The sequence below is a fragment of the Streptococcus oralis subsp. dentisani genome (genome assembly GCF_003944205.1).
Classification (GTDB): Bacteria; Bacillota; Bacilli; order Lactobacillales; family Streptococcaceae; genus Streptococcus; species Streptococcus oralis_BH.
On the sequence record NZ_RJPH01000001.1, the window covers coordinates 56,069 to 72,549 of the forward strand.

The window sequence follows — 16,481 nt, forward strand, 5'->3', positions numbered from 1 at the left end:
TCAGTACTTTGTAACTCTATAACAATATTTTTTAAGGGGGGACATTTTTATGTCAGAACGTAAATTATTCACGTCTGAATCTGTATCTGAGGGGCATCCGGATAAGATTGCAGACCAAATTTCAGATGCGATTTTGGATGCTATTTTAGCAGAGGATCCAGAAGCGCACGTTGCTGCTGAGACTGCTGTATATACTGGTTCAGTCCATGTTTTTGGTGAAATTTCTACAAATGCCTATGTGGATATTAACCGTGTGGTTCGTAATACCATTGCAGAGATTGGTTACACCAATACAGAGTATGGTTTTTCTGCGGAAACAGTTGGAGTTCATCCATCGCTTGTTGAGCAGTCACCGGATATCGCCCAAGGGGTCAACGAAGCCTTGGAGGTTCGTGGAAATGCAGATCAAGATCCACTTGACTTGATTGGAGCAGGTGACCAGGGTCTCATGTTTGGATTTGCAGTGGATGAAACAGAAGAACTCATGCCATTGCCAATTTCACTCAGCCACAAGCTGGTTCGTCGTTTGGCAGAACTTCGTAAGTCTGGTGAAATCAGCTATCTGCGTCCAGATGCTAAATCACAAGTAACAGTTGAGTATGATGAAAATGACCGTCCAGTACGTGTGGACACAGTCGTTATTTCAACTCAGCACGACCCAGAAGTTAGCAATGAACAAATTCACAATGATGTGATTAACAAGGTCATCAAAGAGGTTATCCCAGCTTCTTACTTGGATGAGCAAACCAAATTCTTCATCAATCCAACTGGTCGTTTTGTAATCGGTGGACCTCAAGGAGACTCCGGTTTGACTGGTCGTAAGATTATCGTGGATACCTATGGTGGCTACTCTCGCCATGGTGGTGGTGCCTTCTCTGGTAAGGATGCGACGAAGGTGGACCGTTCAGCCTCTTATGCAGCTCGCTACATTGCCAAGAACATCGTTGCAGCAGGCCTTGCTAAGAAGGCAGAAGTGCAATTGGCCTATGCTATCGGTGTGGCGCAGCCTGTCTCTGTTCGTATCGATACTTTTGGCACTGGAACGGTAGCTGAAAGCAAGCTTGAGAAAGCAGCACGTCAAATCTTTGACCTTCGCCCTGCAGGAATTATCCAAATGCTGGATCTCAAACGTCCAATTTACCGTCAAACAGCGGCTTATGGACATATGGGACGTACAGATATTGACCTTCCGTGGGAACGTTTGGATAAGGTAGATGCTTTGAAAGAAGCTGTGAAATAAAATGAAAAAGCTTGGTAATGTTACCAAGCTTTTTGCAAAAGAAAACCAGCTTTTGGCTGGTCTTCTTATTTTATAGGGATTGAAATCTCAATCAATTTATCTGAATAAAGCGTCTTGATATTGGATTCATCAATGCTTCCTTTATCGATTTTACGTTTCAAGAAGAAGTCTTGGATGGTTTCGATTTCAGGTTCACGAATAGCACGGTGTTTGTTGGAAATGAGGATTTCATAGTGAAGCGGAGCTTGTGTGAAAATCACATCTGTGTTTCCAGCAGAATAGACCTCAACAAGAGTTGCGTCAGTACTTTCTAATTGGCTTTTAACAAGTTGCGAGTGTGAATTAGTCGTGTTGATAAGCTTCATAATAGTTCCTCCGATTTTCTAACTCTATTATAGCACTTTTTGGATAAAATCGTGTATTTTAGTCAATTCTATGCTGAATTTTCCAAGCTTCAATTCCCCATTTGTGGCTACCACGTTTGAGTTTTTCAATTGCTTCATCAATAGGAAACCAAGCAATATGATTAAAGTCTTCTAAAGGTTTTTGTACTTCCTCGAAAGAAATAGCTTCGTAGAGATAAGCTGGGTTGTAGTAGTAGGTATCACGGTGACGAGAGTAAAAATACTCATCAGCTTGCCCATAATAGATTCCAATCTCAGCTGTAAAGCCAAGTTCTTCGATTAGTTCTCTCTTCAGTGCTTCTTGATGATCTTCGCCTGCTTCAATCTCTCCACCTGGCAAGAACCAAGCACCATTGGGAGCTTGAACCAAGACAATTTGTTTTTTTTCTGGATCAGGAATAACTACGTAAACGCCGTAGCGGGGCAGGTAGGTCACATTCTCTTTTTTTTCACCAAAAGTTGGGTTTGCCATCGCATTTTCCTCATTCTCTAGTATCTTTATTATTATCATAATGGACGAGGGGCGAGCTGTCAAGAATAAACAGTTATTTTAGTAAAAAAGGTGCAGAAATTGATGGACTTCCTGCACCTGTTAAATCGTTTTATTCTTCTTTTTCAGAAGCAATCTCTTCTGTTTTTTTGGCAGATTTGATTTGAATCTTACCATTGCTTGTCATGACTGCCTTGAGGTCTTTTTCACCTGGGTTTTCAAGGTAGTAGTCTGTGATGGCATCCTCGATATGGTCTTGAATGGTACGGCGGAGTGGCCGTGCTCCCATTTTTGGATCATATCCCAAGTCAACCAACTTTTCCTTGACCTTGTCTGTCACATCGAGGTGGATATTGTTGCTAGAGAGGCGTTTGTTGACATCTGCCAGCATGAGTTCGACGATTTGGAGAAGGTTGTCCTTGCTGAGAGCTTTGAACTCGATAATGCCGTCAAAACGGTTCATAAATTCAGGGCTAAAGAAGTTGCCGAGTTCCCCGAGAACAGAGTTGGTACGCCCTTCACGAGCGGCTCCAAAACCAACGCTGGCTTCAGCCTTACCAGTCCCAGCATTTGAAGTCATGATAATGATAGCATCCTTAAAGCTAACTGTGCGTCCTTGCCCATCAGTCAAACGACCATCGTCCAAGACTTGAAGGAACATGTGCATCACATCTGGGTGGGCTTTTTCAACTTCATCGAGAAGGATGAGAGAGTAAGGATTGCGACGAACTTTTTCCGTTAACTGACCAGCTTCATCGTAGCCGACATAGCCTGGAGGGGCTCCGACTAACTTAGCCACGCTGTGTTTTTCCATGTATTCACTCATATCAAAGCGAATCATGCTGTCAGCAGAACCAAAGAGCTCAATGGCTAGTTGTTTGGAAAGTTCTGTCTTACCGACACCAGTTGGTCCGACAAAGAGGAAACTTCCGATTGGGCGGTTGGGAGTACCAAGTCCAACACGATTACGACGGATGGCTTTGGCAATCTTATCGACAGCCTCGTCTTGTCCGATAACATGGGCCTTGAGATCTTCTGCTAGATGGATCAATTGAGACTGTTCTTTTTCTTTTAGCTCCCCAACAGGGATATTGGTTTTCTGCTCGATGATATGTTCAATCGTTTTCTCGCTGATGATTGGAGTATCCTGATCGGTCACCTTGTTCTTTTGCATTTCCTTGTACTTGGCAATCTGGTCACGGAAGTAGGCAGCTTTTTCAAAGTCTTCCTCTCGTGTAGCCTGAGCCTTGAGATTCTCAGCTTCAATTAAACGCTGGTCAATCACTTTAGGATCAACAAAGTTCAGCGTCAGATTCATCTTTGAACCGGCTTCGTCTAAAAGGTCAATAGCTTTGTCAGGCAAGAAGCGGTCTTGGATGTAGCGGTTGGAAAGATTGGCAGCAGCTTCGATAGCAGCGTCTGTGTACTTGACATGATGGTAGTCTTCGTATTTTTTTTGAACCCCTTTGAGGATGGTAATGGTTTCTTCGACAGTTGGTTCATCTACCTTGACAGGCTGCATACGGCGCTCTAGAGCAGCATCTTTTTCAATGATACGGTATTCATTGAGAGTAGTGGCACCGACCAGTTGCAATTCACCACGGGCAAGGGCAGGTTTGAGGATATTGCCTGCATCCATATTGCCATCACCTGCTGATCCTGCGCCAACAATTTCATGGATTTCATCGATAAAGAGGATGATGTCCTCTCGTTTGCGGATTTCTTCCATGAGTTTTTGCATACGTTCTTCAAATTGGCCTCGAATACCTGTTCCTTGAACTAGACTAACCACATCCAAACGGATAACTTGCTTGCCTTGGAGTTTATGGGGAACATCGCCATAGACAATCTTCTGAGCTAAACCTTCGACAACGGCTGTTTTACCAACACCAGGTTCTCCGATAAGGACAGGGTTGTTCTTGGTTCGACGGTTGAGGATTTCGATAACGCGGATAATCTCCTCATCTCGACCGATAACAGGGTCAATATCTCCCCGACGAGCAATCTCAGTTACGTTGATACCATATTCCTCTAGGAGTCCTCTTTCTTGGCTAGGAGGTGTTTGAAGTGGACCACGGTTTTGAGGCCCATAACCCCCATTTCCACCGTGACCATCACCTGATTGAGTGGGAGGAATGTTATTAGAAGAAGGTCTGAAATTGTTCAAATCATTGAAAAAGTCCCCGAAAGGATCAAAGTCACGATTGTTTAGGTCAGTCATTCCTTTAAAGAGGGTATTGTTTGGGTCTGTTTTGATAATTTTATAGCAATTTTGACAGAGATCAATTTGTTTTTGCTGTCCATTGATATTGGTATACAGATGAATTGTTGAGTCGTTTATTTTACAGTTTTGACAGAGCATACATCTACCTCATTTCATTCTTATCCTTGTCCTAAGAAAAAGGTCAAAAATAGTCAAAGTTTTATACTCTCATTATAGCATGATTAAGGTGTAAAGCAAGTAAAAAGATTGGGAAATGGTCGTTTTTAAAAAAAGGATTCATGGAGAATCAAGTGACATTGAAGGTAAGAAAAAATCCCATTTGTGGTGACAAAAAGGATTTTCATTCATCGGGCGGGATACTGCCCGATGTTTTTATATTAGTAAAGGAGTTCGTAGATCTCCATTGCAATCAAATCAATGCTATCAAAGGTATAAGTTTCACGAGCCTCTACGTCGCGAAGGGTGAAGAGTGATCCGTTTTCTTCGTCATGGCTGTAGGCAACTTCTGCGACAACAACACCCTCACGTTCAAAATTACGTTTTAGATTTCCGCCATCTTTTGTCATAGCTTCTAGGCGGTTGATGATTCTAACCAAATGTGATTCCATTATGATTCTCCTCCATTTCTTATCGTTACTATTTTACCATAAACCACGGGGACTTGACTAGAAAAAACTAAGATTTCTCGCTATTTCTCTTTTGCATAAAATTATTGGTGAAAATCAGTGAAAAATATTGAATTTTAATTCAAGATATGTTATAATCATACAATCTAATGTTTAGAAAGCTGAGTTTATATGAATTTTTCCTTTTTACCAAAGTATTTACCTTATTTTAATTATGGTGCTCTTATCACTGTAGTGATTTCAATTTTGGTAGTCTTTTTCGGTACCATTCTAGGTGTCTTATTGGCCTTTGCTCAACGCTCACGTTTTAAACCTTTTGTCTGGTTTGCGAATATCTATGTATGGATTTTCCGAGGAACACCGATGATGGTGCAAATCATGATTGCATTTGCCCTCATGCATATCGATGCGCCCACTATTCAAGTATGGATTTTAGGTGTGGACCTTTCCCGTTTAATTCCAGGTATTCTGATTATCTCGATGAATAGTGGTGCCTATGTGTCTGAAACCGTTCGTGCAGGGATTAATGCAGTTCCTAAAGGGCAGTTAGAGGCAGCTTATTCCTTGGGTATTCGTCCTAAAAATGCTATGCGTTATGTCATTTTGCCACAGGCTATCAAAAATATTCTTCCAGCTCTTGGAAATGAATTTATCACCATTATCAAGGATAGTTCGCTTTTGTCAACAATCGGAGTCATGGAACTTTGGAATGGAGCTACAACGGTAGCAACGACGACCTATCTACCTCTAACGCCTCTCTTATTTGCAGCCTTTTACTATTTGATTATGACCTCTGTTTTGACAGTGGCGTTGAAAGCATTTGAAAAACATATTGGACAAGGAGACAAGAAATAATGACAGAAACCTTGATTAAAATTGAAGAACTACATAAGTCTTTTGGGAAAAATGAAGTTTTAAAAGGCATCAACCTTGAGATTAAACGAGGAGAAGTTGTGGTCATTATTGGTCCGTCAGGGAGCGGGAAATCAACTCTCCTTCGTTCGATGAATCTCCTTGAAGAAGCAAGTAAAGGTAAGGTTATCTTTGAAGGAGTCGATATCACAGATAAGAAAAATGACCTTTTTGCCATGCGTGAAAAGATGGGTATGGTATTCCAACAATTCAACCTCTTTCCCAATATGACAGTGATGGAAAATATCACTTTGTCACCAATTAAAACCAAAGGTGAAAGCAAGGAAGTTGCGGAGAAAAGAGCACAGGAACTGTTAGAAAAAGTTGGCTTGCCAGATAAGGCAAAGGCCTATCCTCAGAGTTTGTCAGGTGGTCAGCAGCAACGGATTGCCATTGCACGTGGACTTGCTATGGAGCCAGATGTTTTGCTCTTTGATGAGCCGACTTCAGCCCTAGACCCTGAGATGGTTGGAGAAGTTCTAGCTGTTATGCAAGACCTCGCTAAATCAGGGATGACTATGGTGATTGTGACTCATGAAATGGGTTTTGCGCGTGAGGTAGCAGACCGTGTTATCTTTATGGCGGATGGAGTTGTTGTCGAAGATGGAACACCAGAGGAGATTTTCAATCAAACAAAAGAACAACGGACCAAGGAATTTTTAAGTAAGGTTTTGTAAGACCTCATTTTTAGAAGAAATGGAGTAGGCATTATGGCTTCCAGTAAAGAATATTTAGATTTTATTCTCGAACAGCTATCAGAGCTAGAGGAGATGAGTTATCGTCCAATGATGGGAGAGTATATTCTTTATCATCGTGGTAAGATTATTGTGGGAATCTATGATAATCGTCTGTTACTGAAGCCTGTGAAGGTAGTTTTGGGTCAACTGGGACAGACTAGGCTTGAACGTCCTTATGAAGGAGCAAAAGAGATGATTCTACTAGAAGACCTTGAAGATAAGTCATTTCTAGCGAGATTAATCAAGGAGATGTATGAAGTCTTACCGGCTCCAAAAGTCAAAAAGAAAGCATGACAAATTTACCTAGTATAAATAGGCATAAAAGCTCGATACGAGCTTTTTCTTATAGTTTCAGACTATAGGGTCCATTAGGCAAGAAGTGTTAGAATGGCGAGTTATTTTTTGATATAATAGAGGATATTTGATAGAAAAGAGAAGAGATATGGCTCAGATTATCGATGGGAAGGCTCTTGCGGCTAAGTTACAAGGACAGTTGGCTGAGAAGACGGCTAAACTAAAAGAAGAAACAGGTCTAGTTCCAGGATTGGTAGTGATTTTGGTGGGGGACAATCCTGCCAGCCAAGTCTACGTTCGCAATAAGGAACGGTCAGCTCTCGCTGCTGGCTTCCGTAGTGAAGTAGTGCGAGTTCCAGAGACTATTACCCAAGCGGAATTGTTAGACTTGATTTCCAAATACAATCAAGATCCAGCTTGGCATGGGATTTTGGTTCAATTACCTTTGCCAAAACATATTGATGAAGAGGCAGTTTTATTAGCCATTGACCCCGAAAAAGACGTGGATGGTTTTCATCCTCTAAACATGGGTCGCCTCTGGTCTGGTCATCCAGTTATGATTCCTTCAACACCAGCAGGAATTATGGAGATGTTTCATGAGTATGGGATTGAGTTGGAAGGTAAAAATGCGGTTGTTATCGGTCGTTCAAATATCGTTGGAAAACCGATGGCTCAGCTTCTTTTAGCCAAGAATGCGACTGTGACCTTGACCCACTCACGCACCCATCATCTTGCCAAGGTGGCTGCTAAGGCAGATATTCTTGTAGTTGCAATCGGTCGCGCTAAGTTTGTGACTGCTGACTTTGTCAAACCGGGAGCGGTTGTCATTGACGTTGGGATGAACCGAGATGAAAATGGCAAGCTTTGTGGAGATGTTGATTATGATGCTGTTGCACCACTTGCTAGCCACATCACACCTGTACCGGGTGGAGTTGGTCCTATGACGATTACCATGCTAATGGAGCAAACCTATCAGGCAGCGCTTCGAACACTAAACAAGGACTAGAAAGATGAAATTCGTATTTGACCTGGATGGAACGCTATCTTTTGACTACATGACCATAGATGAGGAGATTCAGCAGGTTCTTTTAAAGGCTGAAGATTATGGTCATGAGCTTGTGTTTGCCTCAGCTCGCTCTTATCGGGATTGTTTGGGTTTATTAGGTACCGATCTCAGTCAGCGCTTGGTTATAGGTTTGAATGGTGGTGTAGCCTATTATCTAGGAAAAGCCATCTATGAGAGAAATCTCGATGCTAGAGTTTATCAGGCGCTAGTGGATTATTGCCAGACCTATAATCTCCCTTTCTTTGCAGATGATTACTTTGACTACAGTGGTCAGATTGTGGAAAAAATTCCATTTATCTCTAGTGTGGATCCCCTAAAGGTAGCTCGTCATCAGAAACTCAAGGACTTAGGTACTCCGATTAAGGTAGTCGTTTATATGGGAGACCATGAGGAGTTGCTTGATGACCTGCTTGGTCAGTTAGAAAGACTGGGACAGGCTCATCTCTCCTATCATGCGCATGAAAAGTGCCTTTATGTCAACCCCTTGGATACTCATAAGGCGACAACTGTTGAAAAGTTATGTGGGGAGAACTTCATCGCTTTTGGAAATGACCAAAACGATATTGAACTATTTAAAACGTCTCTCTATTCTGTCCAGATAGGAGATTTTGCTGGCCTTACTCCATATGCAGATGACACGTTAGAGATAAAAGGAGAACCTTCTCCAGCAGTTGCAGCTAAAATCTTACAGACCTTTGCGGAATTTAAGGGAAAATAGTGTAGAAGGAGGTAGAACAAGGTTCGCCTTCTTTTTATGTAGAGTAATTCAGTCTATAAACTATAAATTTGAAGTTTGAAAAAGATATTAATGGAATTCAATTTGTAGTAGAAAGAGTCTAGAATCGAAAGCTATTTTCATTGCAACTATTCCTTTTAAATGACCCCTTCTTATATATCATTTTATTGGGTTAAATTAATGGAAAATAATTGCAATTTAAGGTGCGTTTTGATATATTTAATATATAAAATATATTATAAAACTTGGTACTTGTTTGTGTATTCAGAAGGAGGTTATTTTTTAAAATAAAGTAAACGCTTACTTTGTATCAAGAAAAAGAAATGAGGATTTTGATGAACAAAAGACTTTTTGATAAACGTTGTCATTATAGCATTCGTAAATTTGCAATAGGTGCGGCATCTGTAATGATTGGGGCTAGTATATTTGGTATTTCTGCTGTACAAGCTGAGGAGGTGGCTTCATCCAATGCCAAAACAGAAGAAACAACTGTTCATCAAGCTCAACCTTTAGATAAGCTTCCCGATGATGTGGCAGCTGCTATTGCAAAGGCTGATGAGAATGGTGGGCGTGAGTTTGTAAAACCAAAAGCTGAATCGGCAGAAGACAAAGTGACTAAGGATACAGAATCTACTACACCTACTAACGAGAGTAGTCGTGAATTGGTTAGTCCTAAAGGGGAAACTCCAAATAAAGTAGAAGAAGGAAACAAGGCTGATAACAAACAGAAATCTGAAGAGGCAAATCCAAAGCCTGTTGAATCTGCAGTAACAGCTGGAACAGAAGTGAAAGAGGATTCTAAAAAAACTTCTGAAAAGGACCAAGTGAAAGCAGACACAGAGATTAAACCTTCTTCTGAAAAATCGCAAGTGCTGTCTAGAGAGTCAAACAAAGCCGAAGTTGAAAAGGAAAAACAGCTATTATCGGAACGAAAACAAGATTTTAATAAAGATTGGTATTTTAAACTAAATGCCCAAGGAGATTTTTCAAAAAAAGATGTGGATGTTCATGATTGGTCTAAATTGAATCTTCCTCATGATTGGAGTATTTATTTTGACTTTGATCACAAGTCTCCTGCTCGTAATGAAGGTGGGCAGTTAAATGGTGGAACAGCTTGGTATCGTAAGACTTTCACATTAGACGAAGCAGACAAGAATAAGGATGTTCGTATCAATTTTGATGGGGTTTACATGGATTCAAAGGTCTATGTAAATGGTAAATTTGTCGGACATTATCCAAGTGGCTATAATCATTTTTCATATGATATCACAGAATTTTTAAACAAGGATGGTAGTGAAAATTCAATTACTGTTCAAGTGACCAATAAGCAACCAAGTAGTCGTTGGTATTCAGGAAGTGGGATTTATCGTGATGTAACCCTTAGTTATCGTGATAAAGTCCATGTTGCCGAAAATGGTAATCATATCACTACTCCAAAACTTGCTGAGCAAAAAGAAGGGAATGTTGAAACACAGGTTCAAAGTAAGATTAAAAATACGGGTAAGAAGGCTGCTAAAGTCTTTGTGGAACAACAAATTTTTACTAAGGAAGGTAAGGTTGTTTCAGAATTAGTCCGCTCTGAAACGAAGAATTTAGCAGAAAATGAAACTGCAGATTTCAGACAAACAATCCTAGTTAATAAACCAACTCTTTGGACGACAAAAAGTTATCATCCTCAACTGTATGTGTTGAAAACAAAGGTTTATAAAGAAGGTCAACTAGTTGATGTAACAGAAGATACATTTGGTTACCGTTATTTCAATTGGACTGCTAAGGAAGGTTTCTCTCTGAATGGTGAACGCATGAAATTCCACGGAGTAAGTATTCACCATGACAATGGAGCCTTGGGGGCAGAAGAGAATTATAAGGCTACCTATCGTAAATTAAAACTCTTGAAAGATATGGGGGTTAACTCTATTCGAACAACCCACAATCCAGCGAGTCCTCAGTTACTTGATGCTGCAGCTAGTTTAGGTCTTTTGGTTCAAGAGGAAGCTTTTGATACTTGGTATGGTGGCAAGAAGACTTACGACTATGGACGGTTCTTTGATCAAGATGCAACTCATCCGGAGGCTAAGAAGGGTGAGAAGTGGTCTGATTTTGATCTCAGAACAATGGTAGAACGTGATAAGAACAATCCTTCTATCGTCATGTGGTCTCTTGGAAATGAGGTAGAGGAGGCAAATGGTAGTCCTCGTTCTATCGAAACTGCTAAACGCTTGAAGGCAGTTATCAAAGCGATTGATACTGAGCGTTATGTAACCATGGGGGAAAACAAATTTAGTCGTGCAGCGACAGGTGATTTCTTGAAACTCGCAGAAATTATGGATGCTGTCGGTATGAACTATGGTGAACGTAATTATGATGCTGTTCGTAGAGCGCATCCAGACTGGCTCATTTATGGTTCTGAAACTTCTTCAGCTACTAGGACGCGTGATTCTTATTATAACCCTGCTCAAATCCTTGGACATGACAATCGTCCAAATCGTCACTATGAACAATCTGACTATGGTAATGACCGTGTTGGATGGGGAAGAACAGCTACTGAATCATGGACTTTTGACCGTGATCGTGCTGGCTATGCTGGACAATTTATCTGGACAGGAATTGACTATATTGGAGAACCGACTCCATGGCATAACCAAGATAGTACACCTGTCAAGAGCTCTTACTTTGGTATTATTGATACAGCTGGTTTACCAAAGAATGATTTCTACCTTTACCGTAGTGAATGGTATAGTGCTAAAGAAAAGCCAACTGTTCGCATTTTACCACATTGGAACTGGACTGAAGAGACCCTTAAGGATCGCAAGATGCTGATTGATGGAAAGGTTCCGGTTCGTACCTTCTCAAATGCTGCAAGCGTCGAATTGTTCTTAAATGGAGAGTCGCTTGGTAAAAAGGAATTTACTAAGAAAAGGACAGAAGATGGACGTCCATATCATGAGGGAGCTAAACCAAGTGAATTGTATCTTGAGTGGCTTGTGAAATACCAACCAGGCACACTGACTGCGATTGCTCGAGATGAAAATGGCAACGAAATTGCGCGTGATAGTGTGACAACTGCTGGGGAGCCAGCAAGAGTTCGTCTGACTAAAGAAGAGCATGTTATCACTGCAGATGGAAAGGACCTATCCTACATCCATTATGAAATTGTTGATGGCGATGGTAATGTGGTTCCTACAGCTAACAATCTTGTTCATTTCAATCTTCATGGTCAGGGACAAATCGTTGGTGTGGATAATGGAGAACAAGCTAGTCGTGAACGCTACAAAGCTCAAGCAGATGGAACATGGCAAAGACGTGCTTTCAATGGTAAAGGGGTTGTCATTGTAAAATCAACAGAAAAAGAAGGTAAATTTACTCTTTATGCAGATTCTGCTGGTTTGACATCTGATAGCGCAACGGTCGCAACGGTGTCTGGTAAGAAAGAAAATCGTCACTTTGTAGCCTTTGCTCCTGTAAAAGCAACAACTGATGTGACGACAAATCCTGAATTACCTCAAACAGTAACAGCTATTTATAGTGACGGTAGTGTTGAGGAAAAGACTGTAACTTGGGAAATGCCATCTGACTTGCTTACAAGCGCAGGTGAGAAAAAAGTATCTGGACGTGTAGAAGGTTTGGAAACTAAAGCTGAGGCACTTGTTAAAGTGATTGCTTTAGATAGATGGTTACCAAAAGTTGCTACAGTCCCAGTTGGAACGAATGCGGCTGATTTGGATAAAACGGTCACAGCTGTTCTGACAGATGGTAGCTTGATTGATACTGATGTTGTTTCTTGGACCTTGAAAGACCCTGCTGCTTTGAACAAGGAAGGTGGACGTACGGAGGCTACTGGTAAATTGGTAGATGACGACCGTGAAGTGACTGCAACCTTTATCGCAAGTAGTAAGGAAACAACAAGTAGCATTACAGGACTTACTGTTGGGGATAAAGCTCTTGAGAATTTTGAGTCTGGCAAGACCTATTACCGTGTATCCCTTCCTTACACTACAACTATTCCAAGTGTTGGAGCTCAGACTACCGGATATCAAGTAACTGTTCAGCAAGCTTCTGCTGATAATGGTTATCAAGCTTCTGTCTTCTTGAGTGACCAAAAGGGTGACTTGGTTCAAACTTACTTAATTCAGTTTGTGAAGGAAGCTCCTGCTTTGAAACGTTTGGAAGTGGTTGTAGAAGGAAAAGAAACTGCCACTGAAGATCAAGTATTAACTTATCACGTCATTGGTCGTTATGAGGACGGTTCACAAACAGAGTTTTCGGCTTCAGATATTCACTTAGAAGCTAAATCATCTGATGGGGGACATCTTGAGGTGAATGGTCAGAATCTATTGCTCTATACTAAGGGAAGAGTGACTTTGACACCTCGAATCGATAATCAAACAGAGAAAACAGAATCTGTAACCACTGAAGTGGTGATTAAAGAAAATAAAGTCAGCAAGAAGATTGTGAAACTTCATCCTGTGTCTGTTTCTACAGATATCAATCAGCAACCGAATCTACCTAAAGAAGTTGGAGCAGAATTTGATAAGGGCTTGCCACGCAAAGTATCTGTAGCTTGGGATAAGGTAGATGAAAAAGAGTTGGGGCACTATCATAGCTTTACGCTTAAAGGACATGTGGAAGGCACAGATATTGAAGCTCAAGCGACTGTAACGGTTGAAGGATTGCAAGTTGCAGAGGAAATCAGTCTCACAGTACCTAAGGGTGAGACGGTTCAATTGCCAGCTAATGTCCGGGCTTACCATTCTAACGGAACAACTATCTACAAAGATGTTGTTTGGGATCAGGTTCCAGCCAACTTTAGTCAAACTGAAGGGGTCTATGAAATCAATGGTCGTTTAGTAGGTAGCAATCTGACAACTAAAGCTCATGTTCGAGTGTCTAGTCAAGTGGTTGCTGGAAATAATATCTCTAAACAATGGACAGGTTCACAATTACCAGCTGCCATTGTATCCAATACAGGAGGAGATGACACAGCCAACACCTTGAACGATTTGACTGTATCAAGAACGCCATCAGATGCTAAAAATAGATGGACTACTTGGAGAACAAATACTGATAATGACTGGGCTTCTATCTTATTTGGTAATTCAGGAGACTTGACGAAGCGTTTTGTCAACAATTTGTCGGTTGATTTCTATACTGATGGAGCAATTGGTCTTCCAAAAGAATATGTAGTTGAATATTATGTAGGTAAAGAAATTCCAGATTTACCAAGTGATGTCAGTCATGCGCAACGAGATAGCAATCATCCATTTAATAATCCAGACAATTGGAAAGCAGTTGAAAACTTACATGCTCCAAGTCAGCTGTCTGCAACTCAAACCAATCACTTCACATTTGACAAGGTCGAAACCTACGCTGTTCGTATTCGTATGAAGAAAGCAGATGGAACATCAGGTGTTGGTCTGACAGAGCTAACTGTGCTTGGAAACAAGGTCTTAAGTGAAACAAGTTCAGAGATTTCTATCAAGGTAGATGGCAAGGATCTTGAACATTTTAATCCATCTAAGACAGATTACTATATTCCTCAATCTAGCAAAGAAATCACAGCAACAGCTAGCAATAATGGTTTGGTAACAGTTGTTCCTGCAACAAGTCCAAAAGGTGCAACACGTCTCATCTTGAAAGCAGAAGATGGTACGGTGTTGAAAGAATATCGAATTTTCCGCAATGATGAGAGAGAAACTAGTCAACCTCTTGCTGCAGAAAACAGTGCTAAAATCTTGAATGTTGGAGACAATCTTCAACTTCCTTCAGAAGTAAGTGTTTATTATCCAACTTCAACTAATTGGACTACAGATAAACTTGCAGTGAAGTGGGATGCTATTCCTGAACATGCGACAGAGCATGAGGGAACATTTGAAGTTACCGGTCATGTCATTGGTACAAATCTAACGACTAAAATGCAGGTGACAGTTGTTTCTAAAGGCAATCAAGTCATTTCAGAAAATCCAAGCAACAATGAAACTGATTCTAAAGCCTTTGCTTCGACAACGAACGATACTCAAGCAGCTTCACATGATCGAATTTTCTATATCAATGATGGAAAATACAATGAAGATGGACGTTGGACAAACTGGTCTCGTACTCCGAAAAATCAAGAAACTTCTGTTGGATTACTCTTTAAGAAGGATGGAAAAATTGCTTCTCAATCTATTGGGAAAGTAGCCATTCAGTTCTTTAAAGATAGTGGCACAGATGCTCCAGAGAAAATGGTTCTAGAAAGATATATTGGTCCTGCTTTTACAGAACCAAGTACGATTTCTCGTTACGAAGAAAATGCCGATCATCCATTTAACAAGGCAGAAAATTGGGCACCAATTTCTTACAAAGCTTCTGGAGAATTAGTAGCTGGTAAACCAATCGAGTTTAACTTTGAACCGGTTCAAACGACAGCTATTCGTGCGCGCATGACTCGTAAGGCTACCACCAATGGTCTTGCACTTGTAGAATTTACAGCCTACTCTGCAGGCAAGGGATCAGAAGTGGAAACACCATCAGCGACTATTTCGATCGACGGAAAAGCATTGGAAAACTTTGATCCAAATGTGACAGATTACACTCTAACAACAATGGGTTCAAAACCAAAAGTCACTGCAACAACTAGTGGACATGGAGTAGTTACAGTTGTGGATTCTGGAAATGCCAATCTTCCAACACTGGTTCGTCTTGTTTCCAAAGATGGAAATCTGGTGAAAGAATATCGTTTACACTTTAAGTCTACCTTCCAAACAACACCAACAGAAGGCGTTAAGAACTTAGTAGCAGAAACTCCAAGTTTGGAAATTGAAAAGACTCCGCTTCCGTTTAAAGAAGTTATTCGTGAAAACCCTGAACTTGCTCAAGGTCAACGTCGTATCGTTTCTGAAGGACAAGATGGAGAAAAAGTTGACTATATTCAAGTTTTGGGTACTACTAGAAGTCTTGTTCATTCTGAAGAAAGAAAGGCTCAGGATCGCATTGTTGAAGTAGGAGTGAAAGCATCTATTTCAAGTAGTAAAGGCGAGGAGCCAGCTCCAGTCAATGAAGTTCCAGAATTCAAAGGTGGTGCTAACTTTGTAGAAGCAGCAGTCAATGAAGTTCCAGAATTCAAAGGAGGTGCTAACTTTGTAGAAGCAGCAGTCAATGAAGTTCCAGAATTCAAAGGAGGTGCTAACTTTGTGGAAGCAGCAGTCAATGAAGTTCCAGAATTCAAAGGAGGTGCTAACTTTGTAGAAGCAGCAGTAAACGAAGTTCCAGAATACACAGGAACTCTTGCTACTGTAGGAGATCAAGCGGCACCAAGCGTTGAGAAACCTAAATTTAAGGGCGGCGTTAATGCTGTAATGGCTCTAGAACATAAACTTCCAGAGTATCATGGTGTTCTAGCCACGGTAGGAAATGAGGAAGCGCCTGTTCTTGAAAAACCAGATTATCCAGTAGAGCTATTAGCTCATGACCAGACTATAAAACCAAATGTTTCAGTAGTAAAAGAAGAGCAAAATAGATTACCAGAAACAGGTGAGGGAGAATCTGAAACAGCCATTTTCTTGGCAGGTGTTAGCTTGGCCTTGTCAGCAGCCCTGTTAACTGCAAAACGAAAAGAGGATTAGTTTGTGCGTCTAATGCTATCCTATTGGTATAGCCTGGTCGATGATAAAAAATCACATCGATAAATGAGTTGAAGAGATGGAGAGGACCGATTAGGCCTCTCCGTCTTTACTAGTAAAAATGGAATCGTTTACTTTCGTGTTTGGATGAAAG

General features: G+C 40.9%; 11 protein-coding genes. 7 read left to right on the plus strand and 4 right to left on the minus strand.

Going from position 1 to position 16,481, the window contains the following annotated elements; translation table 11 throughout:
- The first annotated feature begins 49 nt into the window (after window positions 1-49).
- Window positions 50-1,240 carry a methionine adenosyltransferase gene (metK, locus tag D8805_RS00250; RefSeq protein ID WP_125415032.1) on the plus strand — a complete coding sequence of 397 codons (1,191 nt, stop codon included), beginning with the start codon at window positions 50-52 and terminating at the stop codon, window positions 1,238-1,240.
- Window positions 1,241-1,305: 65 nt separating this feature from the next.
- Here the strand turns inward: metK and D8805_RS00255 are convergent, their stop codons facing one another.
- From D8805_RS00255 to D8805_RS00270, 4 genes are all read right to left on the minus strand, one after another.
- Complete coding sequence (locus tag D8805_RS00255; RefSeq protein WP_125415033.1) at window positions 1,306-1,605, minus strand: DUF1827 family protein; 300 nt, start codon at window positions 1,603-1,605, stop codon at window positions 1,306-1,308.
- Window positions 1,606-1,663: 58 nt separating this feature from the next.
- On the minus strand, window positions 1,664-2,116 hold the full coding sequence (locus tag D8805_RS00260) for an NUDIX hydrolase (RefSeq protein ID WP_125415034.1): 453 nt from the start codon (window positions 2,114-2,116) through the stop codon (window positions 1,664-1,666).
- Window positions 2,117-2,246: 130 nt separating this feature from the next.
- On the minus strand, window positions 2,247-4,496 hold the full coding sequence (locus D8805_RS00265; RefSeq protein WP_125415035.1) for an ATP-dependent Clp protease ATP-binding subunit: 2,250 nt from the start codon (window positions 4,494-4,496) through the stop codon (window positions 2,247-2,249).
- Between the two features lie 239 nt (window positions 4,497-4,735).
- Window positions 4,736-4,966, minus strand: coding sequence for a DUF1797 family protein (locus tag D8805_RS00270; RefSeq protein ID WP_000443577.1), 231 nt, complete (start codon window positions 4,964-4,966; stop codon window positions 4,736-4,738).
- Between the two features lie 189 nt (window positions 4,967-5,155).
- Between D8805_RS00270 and D8805_RS00275 the strand changes: the two genes are divergently transcribed.
- From D8805_RS00275 to D8805_RS00300, 6 genes are all read left to right on the plus strand, one after another.
- A complete protein-coding gene (locus D8805_RS00275) occupies window positions 5,156-5,839 on the plus strand; it encodes an amino acid ABC transporter permease (protein ID WP_125415036.1) in 684 nt (227 codons plus the stop codon).
- Window positions 5,839-6,573, plus strand: coding sequence for an amino acid ABC transporter ATP-binding protein (locus D8805_RS00280; protein WP_125415037.1), 735 nt, complete (start codon window positions 5,839-5,841; stop codon window positions 6,571-6,573). The genes D8805_RS00275 and D8805_RS00280 overlap by 1 nt, the downstream gene beginning before the upstream one ends.
- A 33-nt stretch (window positions 6,574-6,606) precedes the next feature.
- A complete protein-coding gene (locus D8805_RS00285) occupies window positions 6,607-6,927 on the plus strand; it encodes a TfoX/Sxy family protein (RefSeq protein ID WP_038804984.1) in 321 nt (106 codons plus the stop codon).
- A gap of 148 nt (window positions 6,928-7,075) precedes the next feature.
- Complete coding sequence (locus D8805_RS00290; protein ID WP_185774549.1) at window positions 7,076-7,933, plus strand: bifunctional methylenetetrahydrofolate dehydrogenase/methenyltetrahydrofolate cyclohydrolase; 858 nt, start codon at window positions 7,076-7,078, stop codon at window positions 7,931-7,933.
- Between the two features lie 4 nt (window positions 7,934-7,937).
- A complete protein-coding gene (locus D8805_RS00295; protein ID WP_125415039.1) occupies window positions 7,938-8,711 on the plus strand; it encodes an HAD hydrolase family protein in 774 nt (257 codons plus the stop codon).
- Between the two features lie 353 nt (window positions 8,712-9,064).
- Window positions 9,065-16,330, plus strand: a complete 7,266-nt coding sequence (locus D8805_RS00300; protein ID WP_125415040.1) for an SIALI-17 repeat-containing surface protein — start codon at window positions 9,065-9,067, stop codon at window positions 16,328-16,330.
- The last annotated feature ends 151 nt before the right edge of the window (window positions 16,331-16,481 follow it).

Coding starts and splice junctions, on each gene's coding strand:
- D8805_RS00270 (WP_000443577.1), bottom strand. CDS start 4,966: ATGGAATCACATTTGGTTAGAATCATCAACCGCCTAGAAGCTATGACA.
- D8805_RS00285 (WP_038804984.1), top strand. CDS start 6,607: ATGGCTTCCAGTAAAGAATATTTAGATTTTATTCTCGAACAGCTATCA.
- D8805_RS00280 (WP_125415037.1), top strand. CDS start 5,839: ATGACAGAAACCTTGATTAAAATTGAAGAACTACATAAGTCTTTTGGG.
- D8805_RS00255 (WP_125415033.1), bottom strand. CDS start 1,605: ATGAAGCTTATCAACACGACTAATTCACACTCGCAACTTGTTAAAAGC.
- D8805_RS00300 (WP_125415040.1), top strand. CDS start 9,065: ATGAACAAAAGACTTTTTGATAAACGTTGTCATTATAGCATTCGTAAA.
- D8805_RS00290 (WP_185774549.1), top strand. CDS start 7,076: ATGGCTCAGATTATCGATGGGAAGGCTCTTGCGGCTAAGTTACAAGGA.
- D8805_RS00260 (WP_125415034.1), bottom strand. CDS start 2,116: ATGGCAAACCCAACTTTTGGTGAAAAAAAAGAGAATGTGACCTACCTG.
- D8805_RS00275 (WP_125415036.1), top strand. CDS start 5,156: ATGAATTTTTCCTTTTTACCAAAGTATTTACCTTATTTTAATTATGGT.
- metK (WP_125415032.1), top strand. CDS start 50: ATGTCAGAACGTAAATTATTCACGTCTGAATCTGTATCTGAGGGGCAT.
- D8805_RS00265 (WP_125415035.1), bottom strand. CDS start 4,496: ATGCTCTGTCAAAACTGTAAAATAAACGACTCAACAATTCATCTGTAT.
- D8805_RS00295 (WP_125415039.1), top strand. CDS start 7,938: ATGAAATTCGTATTTGACCTGGATGGAACGCTATCTTTTGACTACATG.